At 69.8% G+C, this 9,145-nt stretch carries 9 protein-coding genes and 1 pseudogene; 4 read left to right on the forward strand and 6 right to left on the reverse strand.

Going from position 1 to position 9,145, the window contains the following annotated elements; translation table 11 throughout:
• Positions 1-122, reverse strand: a pseudogene (locus V6M46_RS11630) (bifunctional methylenetetrahydrofolate dehydrogenase/methenyltetrahydrofolate cyclohydrolase); the annotation flags it as partial.
• A 65-nt stretch (positions 123-187) separates the two neighbouring features.
• Here V6M46_RS11630 and V6M46_RS11635 point away from each other — a divergent pair.
• Both V6M46_RS11635 and V6M46_RS11640 read left to right on the forward strand, forming a co-directional pair.
• The gene (locus V6M46_RS11635) at positions 188-835 is read left to right on the forward strand and encodes a TetR/AcrR family transcriptional regulator (RefSeq protein WP_332665130.1); all 648 of its coding nucleotides are present in this window, start codon (positions 188-190) and stop codon (positions 833-835) included.
• Entirely contained in the window at positions 832-1,371 is a 540-nt protein-coding gene (locus V6M46_RS11640) for a YbaK/EbsC family protein (RefSeq protein WP_332665133.1), read from the forward strand. The genes V6M46_RS11635 and V6M46_RS11640 overlap by 4 nt, the downstream gene beginning before the upstream one ends.
• A 94-nt stretch (positions 1,372-1,465) precedes the next feature.
• Here the strand turns inward: V6M46_RS11640 and purH are convergent, their stop codons facing one another.
• From purH to V6M46_RS11655, 3 genes are read right to left on the reverse strand one after another with little or no spacing between them, the layout of a single operon-like run.
• The gene (purH, locus tag V6M46_RS11645) at positions 1,466-3,016 is read right to left on the reverse strand and encodes a bifunctional phosphoribosylaminoimidazolecarboxamide formyltransferase/IMP cyclohydrolase (protein WP_332665136.1); all 1,551 of its coding nucleotides are present in this window, start codon (positions 3,014-3,016) and stop codon (positions 1,466-1,468) included.
• Complete coding sequence (purN, locus tag V6M46_RS11650; RefSeq protein ID WP_332665138.1) at positions 3,013-3,657, reverse strand: phosphoribosylglycinamide formyltransferase; 645 nt, start codon at positions 3,655-3,657, stop codon at positions 3,013-3,015. The genes purH and purN overlap by 4 nt, the downstream gene beginning before the upstream one ends.
• Positions 3,551-4,765 (reverse strand): cell division protein PerM, encoded by a 1,215-nt coding sequence (locus tag V6M46_RS11655; RefSeq protein WP_332665140.1) that lies wholly within the window; start codon positions 4,763-4,765, stop codon positions 3,551-3,553. Before V6M46_RS11655 ends, purN begins: the two co-directional genes overlap by 107 nt.
• 68 nt (positions 4,766-4,833) lie before the next feature.
• Here V6M46_RS11655 and V6M46_RS11660 point away from each other — a divergent pair, with 68 nt between their 5' ends.
• Positions 4,834-6,645, forward strand: a complete 1,812-nt coding sequence (locus V6M46_RS11660) for an RNA polymerase sigma factor (protein ID WP_332665143.1) — start codon at positions 4,834-4,836, stop codon at positions 6,643-6,645.
• Positions 6,646-6,666: 21 nt separating this feature from the next.
• Here the strand turns inward: V6M46_RS11660 and V6M46_RS11665 are convergent, their stop codons facing one another.
• Entirely contained in the window at positions 6,667-6,984 is a 318-nt protein-coding gene (locus V6M46_RS11665) for an ArsR/SmtB family transcription factor (protein WP_332665146.1), read from the reverse strand.
• Positions 6,985-7,070: 86 nt separating this feature from the next.
• On the opposite strand from V6M46_RS11665, the gene V6M46_RS11670 reads away from it, so the two are divergent.
• The gene (locus V6M46_RS11670; RefSeq protein ID WP_332665149.1) at positions 7,071-8,129 is read left to right on the forward strand and encodes an SDR family oxidoreductase; all 1,059 of its coding nucleotides are present in this window, start codon (positions 7,071-7,073) and stop codon (positions 8,127-8,129) included.
• 49 nt (positions 8,130-8,178) lie between these two features.
• On the opposite strand, the gene sucD is transcribed toward V6M46_RS11670, so the two are convergent.
• A complete protein-coding gene (gene sucD / locus V6M46_RS11675; RefSeq protein WP_332665151.1) occupies positions 8,179-9,075 on the reverse strand; it encodes a succinate--CoA ligase subunit alpha in 897 nt (298 codons plus the stop codon).
• Positions 9,076-9,145: the final 70 nt, after the last annotated feature.

The raw sequence follows: 9,145 nt of genomic DNA on the forward strand, positions 1-9,145 counted from the left end.
CCCACCAGAATCGTGCCCAACCCCGCAGACACACCCCGCTCACGCAACGCATCCACACGCCCACGAAGCTCACCCTTGATCGCGGCCGCAACCGCCTTGCCATCGAGAATCTGCGCAGTCACGGCACGAGTCTTTCACGCTCGTGCGGATCCGGAGCCGAGTGGGCGGATCCCCCTAGACTCCCTGCATGGCCAGCCGCGCACAGCTGTCGCAGCAACGCAGTCGTCTCCGTCGCGACGAGCTGCTGGCCGCCGCGATCGAGCTGTTCGCCGAAGGCGGCTCGCGGGCCATCACGCACCGCGCGGTAGCCGCGCGCGCGGGTCTCCCCTCGGCGACCACGACCTACTACTTCGAGTCGATCGACGACCTCATCCGCGAGGCGCTCGGCGCGCACATCGACCAGTGGTCGCGTGACCTCGAGGCGCTGACCGCGGTCGACATCGAGGTCGACGCGAGCCTCGACGACGCCTCCGGGTTCATCTCCCGCATCTTCGCGGTCCGCGGCCCGGAGGTCGCCGCCCTCGAGCTCGCGATCTTCCTTGCCGCCGCCCGGGTTCCCGAGCTGCGCGACAACGCGGCCCGCTCGATGCAGGCCCTCGAGGACCTGGCGACGCATGTCCTCGCACGGGTCGGCGTCCACGAGCCAGGTGCGCTCGCGGCGTCGATCGTGACGCTCATCATCGGCACGGCGCTGCGTCGCCAGTCCGGCCTCTACGCCGAGGACGTCGAGGCCCGCCTGCTCGTGTCAGCGATCCGCGCCCTCGTCGCGGCGCACGCGATCGGCCCGGAGGGCGTCGACCGTACGCTCGCCGAGCTCCGTGAGGCCCAGCAGTGACAGTGCGCCTCGGCTCGCTCGAGCTGGAGCCGGCTCAGGACGGCCTGCTGGCCGCGCCGGTCGCCGCCGCGCTCACCGCCTTGCCCGCAGTCGCCGCGCACGCGTACACCGTGGCGATCGATCCCGATCTCGCCGAGACAGCGGCCCTGACCGAGCGGTTCGGCCTGGCTGCCGACATGTCGGCCAACTGCGTCATCGTGCTCGGCAAACGGGGTGGTGAGCTGCGGCCCGCGGCCTGCGTGATCCTGTCCAGCACCCGCGCCGACGTCAACGGCCTCGTACGCCGCACGATCGACACCCGCAAGTGCTCGTTCGCGCCGCAGGACTGGGCGGTCACCGCGACCGGCATGGAGTACGGCGGCATCACCCCGGTCGGCGTGCCCGAGGGCTGGCCCGTCCTCGTCGACCGAGCCGTCACCGAGCAGCCGTGGGTCCTCCTCGGCAGCGGTCTGCGGCGCTCCAAGCTCGCCCTGCCCGGCGCGTCCCTGGCGGAGCTGCCGGGCGCACAGGTGCTTGACGGCCTCGGCCTGCGCTGACCCCCGCTGGGAGTGACGATCTGCAGGCTCGTTCGGGCGTGTCGCCTGCAGATCGTCACGCCCACGGACGGTGCTGGCGCACCAGGCCTCGCCCTCAGTGGAAGAAGTGCCTCGTGCCGGTGACGTACATCGTGACGCCCGCGGCCTGGGCGGCTTCGATGACGGCGTCGTCGCGGATCGATCCGCCGGGCTGCACGATCGCGCGTACGCCGGCGGCGATCAGGATCTCCGGGCCGTCAGGGAACGGGAAGAACGCATCGGATGCGGCGACCGAGCCGGTGGCACGCTCGGCTCCGGCCCGCTCGACGGCGAGCTTGCACGAGTCGACCCGGTTGACCTGACCCATGCCGACGCCGACCGAGGCTCCGTCCTTGGCCAGCAGGATCGCGTTGGACTTCACCGCGCGGACGGCGGTCCACGCGAAGGCCAGGTCGGCGAACGTACGCTCATCGGCCGGCTCCCCTGCGACGAGCGTCCACGTCGACGGGTCGTCACCATCAGCATCGACGTGGTCGCGCATCTGGACCAGGACGCCGCCGCTGATCTGGCGGAACTCCGCAGGCGCGTCCGCACCCTCGGGGCACGCGAGGATGCGGATGTTCTTCTTGCCCTGCAGCACCTCGACCGCACCCGGTTCGTAGGCCGGAGCGACGATGACCTCGGTGAACACCTCGGCGACCTGCTCGGCCATGGCCACGCTGACCGGCCGGTTGGTGGCGATCACACCGCCGAACGCCGAGACGGGATCACACGCATGGGCTCGCGCGTGGGCCTCGGCGACGTCCGCGCCGACCGCGATGCCGCACGGGTTGGCGTGCTTGATGATCGCGACCGCCGGCAGGTCGAAGTCGTACGCCGCACGGCGGGCCGCATCGGTGTCGACGTAGTTGTTGTAGGACATCTCCTTGCCGTGCAGCTGCTCGGCGGCGGCCAGGCCACCCGTGCCGTCGGTGTAGAGCGCGGCCTGCTGGTGTGGGTTCTCGCCGTAGCGCAGCACCGCGGACTTGTCCCATGCCTCACCCGCGAAGTCGGGCCAGCCGTCCTCGGCGCCGACGTACGTCGAGGCGAACCACGACGCGACTGCGACGTCGTATGCCGCCGTGTGCGCGAATGCCTGCGCGGCGAGCTGCTTGCGCTGGTCGAACGTGAACCCGCCGGCGGCGATCGCCGCGCGGACGCCGTCGTACGCCGAGGGGCTGACGACGACCGCGACGCTCGGGTGGTTCTTGGCGGCGGCGCGGACCATCGACGGGCCGCCGATGTCGATCTGCTCGACGCACTCGTCGGGCGTCGCACCTGAGGCGACGGTCTCGCTGAACGGGTAGAGGTTGACGATCACCAGGTCGAACGGCTCGATCTCCAGCTCGGCGAGCTGCTGCACGTGGTCGTCCAGGCGCAGGTCGGCGAGGATGCCGGCGTGCACGCGAGGGTGCAGCGTCTTGACCCGGCCGTCGAGGCACTCGGGGAAGCCCGTGAGCGCCTCGACCGGCGTCACCGGCACACCGGCCGCCTCGATCGTCCTGGCGGTCGAGCCGGTCGACACGATCGAGATGCCGGCGGCGTGCAGGTCGCGGGCGAGCTCTTCGAGGCCGGTCTTGTCGTAGACCGAGACGAGGGCGCGCTTGAGGGGACGTACGTCAGTCATGTCTGTTCTCCTCCGAGCACGACGGCCCGGTCATCGAGGTGGAAGTCGTGGCGCGCGAGCTTGCCGACCCATTCGACCAGCATCGCGCGTTCGCTGGTCTTGATCCGTTCGTGCAGCGTCGTCTCGTCGTCGCCGTCGAGGACCGGCACGGCGACCTGGGCGACGATCGGCCCGGTGTCGACGCCTTCGTCGACGACGAACAGCGTCGCTCCGGTGACCTTGACGCCGTACGCCAGCGCGTCGCGAGGACCGTGCATGCCCGGGAAAGCCGGCGACAGCGCGGGGTGGGTGTTGAGGGTGCGCCCGCCGAACCGGGCGAGGAACGCCGGGCCGGTGAGCTTCATGAACCCGGCCAGCACGACGAGGTCGGGCTCGTACGCCGCGACGGTCTCGGCCAGCGCCTCGTCCCATGCGGCCCGGTCGGCGAAGGCCGAGGTCTTGAGCACGAACGTGGGTATGCCGTGCCGCTCCGCCCGCGCCAACCCCTCGATGCCGTCGCGATCGGCGCCGACCGCGAGGATCTCGGCACCGTAGTCAGGACTCGCCGAGGCGTCGATCAGTGCTTGGAGATTGGTGCCGCTTCCAGAGACGAGGACGACCAGGCGAGCTGGCGTCCGGGGGCTGCGGGGCACGGCCTCCACGATAGTGCTTGAGCACTGCGCCGAGCGCGCCGCCCACCGCCATGGCGGGCACCGCGAGCAGCAGCGGCGTGAACGCCGGTGGCCCGGCGTCGGCCATCCGCCCGGGGCCGATCGCCCCGCCGGAGAGCCCGACGAGGATGCCGAGCAGGAATCCGGCCACCCCACCCGAGGCGGCTCCCAGCGCAACCCGGGACAGCAGGCCCTCGCGCGCGCCGAGCTCGACCCGCCAGCCCGAGACCATGCCGGCCAGCAGGGGTGCGAGCCACAGCACGAACACCCAGCCCGGGAACTGCCCCGGCGGCGGCAGGGCGGCCAACAGGGGGAAGCCCGGGACGTTGCCGAGCTGTGAGCCCGTGAGGTCGACCGACGTGTCGGTGCCGAGCATGAAGCCCGGCCCGATCAGCGCCGAGGCGGTCCACAGGACGAGAGTCGGCGTCGCCAGCACGCACGCGACCGCGAGCGCGATGCCGCCGCCCGTGCCCGGATCGAGCTGCGCCCAGATGTCGCCGGCCCGCTCCAGGTTGCGCACGAGCTGCACGATCACGACCACGCCCGCAGCGGCCAGCACCATCAGCATTCCGGGGATCGCGGCGCGGGTCGCGTGGCGGATGTCGTCAGACGCCGTGAACCAGAGGCGCTCGGCCTGGCCGTGCCGGCGTACGGCGCCCCAGGCCGCGCCGAGGCCGCCGACGATGAAGGCGCCGAATGCGGCGCGGACGACGGAGATGTGCACGTCGCCCGACGCCGACGCCGCCGACGCGATGCCGCCGATGACGCCGTACGCACCCGCGGTGGTCGCGACATATGCGGCCAGCTCCTCGACGGGTTCGGACACGACCCAGGAGGCCGTGGCCGCCACGAGGGCGACGCAGACGAACGTGGCGCCGACGGGGATCAGCCCGAACGTCACGGGTCCCGCGTCGATGCCGGACCCGAGGGACACCAGCCAGGTACGGACCGTCGAGCGTACGAACGAGGCGACCGGCGGATCGGCCGAGCCCTGCGCCACGAGGACGAACGCCGCAGACACCGCGAGGGGGAGAATCGCGCCCAGGAGGGCGGTGAGGAAGGCCGGCCGGAGGTAGGGGGTCTCGACGGGCGCAGGCACCAGTTCATCCTCCCTGTAAAGTTGCGTCGTTGCACACAGGCACGCCGGACGTCAGGAGGAGGCTGAGGATGACTCGCGTCGACGAGTTCAACAGCTTCTACTCCTCGACCTTCGCGGACGCCGTGCAGGTCACGTACGCCGTCTGCGGCGACCGGCAGGTCGCGTTCGAGGCGACCGTCGACGCATATCGCCGGGCATGGCGCGACTGGACCAAGATCCGCGACCATCACCCGCTCGGCTGGGTTCGCAACGAAGCCTGGAAGCTCACCGCGCTCAGCCGCGGCACCCACCCGCTGCGGCGCAAGCACGAAGAGGACAGCGACACCCAGCTGCTCGAGGCCCTCGCCCAGCTGAGCGTCGACGATCGTCGCCTGATCGTCCTGATGACGTTGGGCAACACCGATCTCGAGGAAGCCTCCCGCGAGGTCGGCGTCCCCGCCGAGGACGGCATCGAGAGCGTCACGACCGCGCTGGCGAGCCTGGAGGCATCCCTGCGTCAGGGCATCGACACGATCGAACGACGTATGCACGGGTTGGCGGCGGCGACCGACTCGCTCGAGGTCCCGCCCGCCGCGGTGGTCCGCACCGCGGCCAAGCGTGGGCGGCAGCGCAACACCGTCCTGCTCGTCGCCGCTGCGGTGTTCGTGATCCTCGGCGGTGGGCTCGTCGCGACCGACGGCGACGCGCTGGCCAGTGGCAGTGCGCTTCCGCAGCGCCAGAAGATCGGGGCCGAGCGGCCAGACGTCCTGCTCGACTCCGAGAAGATCGACAAGGGCAACCTGCTCTCGACGGCGCAGGTCAGCACGCTCGACCCCGAGAGCACGTGGAAGATCGACGGCACCGACGAGAACGTCAAGAACACCACGCCCTACGCCACCTGCCCCACCAAGCGTTACGCCGACACGAACCCGCTCAAGGTCTTCGTCCGCACGTTCGCAGGCACGGGCGTCAAGGAGGAGCGCGTCGCCCAGGCGATCGAGGTCTCGCGCAGCGAGAGCATCGCGACCAGCACGTACGCCCGCCTGGTCCAGTGGTACTCCGACTGCGAGCACCCCCGCGTCCAGCTCGTCGCGGCCTACACCGTGAAGCGGCCGTTCGGTGACTTCCAGATCCTGCGACTGCGCTCGCACCGTTCCCCCGAGCGTACGTTCACGGTCGGCTTCAGCCACTCCGGCACGGTCACCAGCACCCTGGTGCACGAGGCCGATGGCCCCAGCGGCCCTCCCATCAACGTGTTCGCGCGCACCCTCAACGACTCCGTCACCAAGGTCTGCAAGGACAGCGGCGGTAAGTGCACCGAACGCATCCAGGTGCAGCGCACCGATCCACCACCCACGTCGGACGCGCCGTCATACCTCGGCATCGTCGACCTGCCACCGATCCGCAACATCGACAAGGTGTGGGCCGGCGCGGCAGTACCGGCCAAGACCAACCCCGCCGCCACCCAGTGCGACAACGCGACCTTCACGGGCAAGGACGTGAGAAGGGCCGGCGCCCGCATCTACGTGCTCTACCAGGCCGCGACCCTGCCCAAGCAGTTCGGCGTCGCCGAGACCGTCGGCCAGTTCTCCTCGCCAGCCGCGGCGAAGGCGTTCGTCAAGAAGGTCAACGCACGGATCAAGGCCTGCTCCGACAAGAACCTCTCGGCGAAGATCGACCAGCACGAGTCGTTCAGGACCTCGCGCTACACCGGCGACGTGTGGCGGGTCGGGCTCGAGGTCACCAAGGGCCGTCGCGCGTACTACCGCACGTCCCTCATCCGCCGCGGCGCGTACGTCGCGCAGGTGACGTTCACCCCGGCCGGCAAGTACGACATCTCGCAGAAGACCTTCGAGGCCATGGCCGTACGCGCCGCGACCCGCCTGAAGTACGCGCAGTAGCCGACTCCTCGCGTCGGACGATCAGAGCGCGAGCCTGATGTGCTCGGCCAGGCGCCTGATCTGCGCCTCGTCGCGTCTGTAGTGCGTCCACTGGCCGATGCGGGTGCTGGTGACCAACCCGGCCGCATGGAGGTCGGCCATGTACTGGGACGCCGTCGACTGGGAGACCCCGGCCCGGGCCTGGATGTGCTTGAGGCACACCCCCACCTCGGTCGCCGGTTCCAGCTGCGGTGGGAACGTCTCGGGTTCCTTCAACCAGCCCAGGATGCGCACGCGAGCGGGATTGGCGAGGGCCTTGAGGGCTGCCGCGAGCTCCTTGTCGTCCAGCGTGTCGGGCATGGGTCGAGCCTATCTCACACATCGCGAAATCCCGATGTGTATGTTCTACTTAAATCGGTAATTCCCGATATAACGATAGGACACGCATGACTGGCTCGAACAAGGTCGCACTCGTCGTCGGAGCACGCGGGGTGATCGGCGGCAACCTGGTCGACCATCTGAGCACGATCGGCGGTTGGGACGTCATCGGGCTGTCTCGCCGCGGCGGGACCGACACCGACCGGGTCCGGCACATCGCGGTCGACCTGCTCGACGAGGCCGCCACCGCGGCGAAGCTCGGAGGTCTGACGGAGGTCACCCATGTCTTCTACGCGGCGTACCAGGACCGGCCCACGTGGGCGGAGCTCGTCCCGCCCAACCTCGCGATGCTGGTCAACACCGTCAAGGCCGTCGAGCCGGCGGCCACGGACCTGCAGCATGTGAGCCTCATGCAGGGCTACAAGGTCTACGGAGCGCATCTCGGGCCATTCAAGACCCCAGCACGCGAGGACGATCCTCCGCACATGCCGCCGGAGTTCAACGTCGATCAGCAGCAGTTCCTGGAGGACCGGCAACGCGGGAAAGCCTGGAGCTGGTCGGCCATCCGTCCCTCTGTCGTCTGCGGGTTCGCGCTCGGCAATCCTATGAATCTCGCTCTGGTGATCGCGACCTACGCGACGATCGCGAAGGAGCTCGACGTCCCCCTGCGGTTCCCGGGCAAGCCCGGCGCCTGGACCAGCCTGATCGAGATGACCGACGCAGGGCTCCTGGCCCAGGCCACGGTGTGGGCCGCGACCGACCCGGCGTGCGCCAACCAGGCGTTCAACATCAACAACGGCGACCTGTTCCGCTGGGAGGACATGTGGCCGTCGATCGCGGAGTTCTTCCAGCTTCGGACGGCTCCCCCGCTGCCGATGTCGATGGACGACGTCATGTCCGACAAGTCGGCGGTGTGGGACGCCATCGTCGCGAAGCACGCGCTCGAGCCCACCCCGTACTCCGACGTGTCGTCGTGGGCGTTCGGGGACTTCGTGTTCGCGTGGGACTACGACGTCATCGCGGACGGCTCGAAAGCGCGACGACTGGGGTTCCACCGCCACGTCGACACCCGGCAGATGTTCCTGGACATCTTCACCGACCTGCGTCGGCGCAACATCATCCCGTGAACGACGAAGCCCCCTTCCGCCTGAGGCGGAAGGGGGCTTCGTACGTGGCTCAGAGACCCTTGAGGATCTCCCGCATGAGCTCGGCGGTCTCGGACGGCGTCTTGCCGACCTTGACGCCGGCAGCCTCGAGGGCTTCCTTCTTGCCCTGCGCCGTGCCCGCTCCGTCGGCGACGATGGCGCCGGCGTGGCCCATCGTCTTGCCCTCAGGCGCGGTGAACCCGGCGACGTAGCCCACGACGGGCTTGGTGACGTGCGCCTGGATGTAGGCCGCAGCCTTCTCCTCCGCGTCGCCGCCGATCTCGCCGATCATGACGATCGCCTTGGTGTCGGGGTCGGCCTCGAACGCCTCGAGGGCGTCGATGTGCGTCGTCCCGATGATCGGGTCGCCGCCGATGCCGATCGCCGTCGTGAAGCCGTAGTCACGCAGCTCGAACATCATCTGGTAGGTCAGCGTGCCCGACTTCGACACGAGTCCGATCGGACCCGAGCCCGAGATCGTCGCCGGCGTGATGCCCGCGAGAGCCTCGCCCGGCGTGATGATGCCGGGGCAGTTGGGGCCGATGATGCGCGTCTTCTTGCCCTGGGCGTACGCCCAGAACTCGGCGCTGTCCTGCACCGGAACGCCCTCGGTGATGATGACCAGGAGGCCGATCTCGGCGTCGATCGCCTCGATGACGGCGTCCTTGGTGAACGCCGGCGGGACGAAGACGACCGACACGTCGGCGCCGGTCTTCTCGATGGCCTCGGCGACCGTGCCGAACACCGGCAGCTCGACGGCGTTGCCCTCGGCGTCGGAGTGCTCGACGGTGGTGCCGGCCTTGCGGGCGTTGACGCCGCCGACGACATTCGTGCCGGCCTTGAGCATCAGGGCGGTGTGCTTGGTGCCCTCACCGCCGGTGATGCCCTGGACGATGACCTTGGAGTCCTTGTTGAGGAAGATCGACATGTCAGACTCCTTCGTTCGCGAGCTCGGCAGCGCGGTCAGCCGCACCGTCCATCGTGTCGACGAGCGTCAC

It is taken from the genome of Aeromicrobium sp., assembly GCF_036676885.1.
GTDB lineage: Bacteria > Actinomycetota > Actinomycetes > Propionibacteriales > Nocardioidaceae > Aeromicrobium.

What these genes read in the sequence shown, in the direction of transcription:
- V6M46_RS11635 (WP_332665130.1), top strand. Translation starts at nt 188, where the DNA reads ATGGCCAGCCGCGCACAGCTGTCGCAGCAACGCAGTCGTCTCCGTCGC.
- purH (WP_332665136.1), bottom strand. Translation starts at nt 3,016, where the DNA reads ATGACTGACGTACGTCCCCTCAAGCGCGCCCTCGTCTCGGTCTACGAC.
- V6M46_RS11660 (WP_332665143.1), top strand. Translation starts at nt 4,834, where the DNA reads ATGACTCGCGTCGACGAGTTCAACAGCTTCTACTCCTCGACCTTCGCG.
- V6M46_RS11665 (WP_332665146.1), bottom strand. Translation starts at nt 6,984, where the DNA reads ATGCCCGACACGCTGGACGACAAGGAGCTCGCGGCAGCCCTCAAGGCC.
- V6M46_RS11670 (WP_332665149.1), top strand. Translation starts at nt 7,071, where the DNA reads ATGACTGGCTCGAACAAGGTCGCACTCGTCGTCGGAGCACGCGGGGTG.
- sucD (WP_332665151.1), bottom strand. Translation starts at nt 9,075, where the DNA reads ATGTCGATCTTCCTCAACAAGGACTCCAAGGTCATCGTCCAGGGCATC.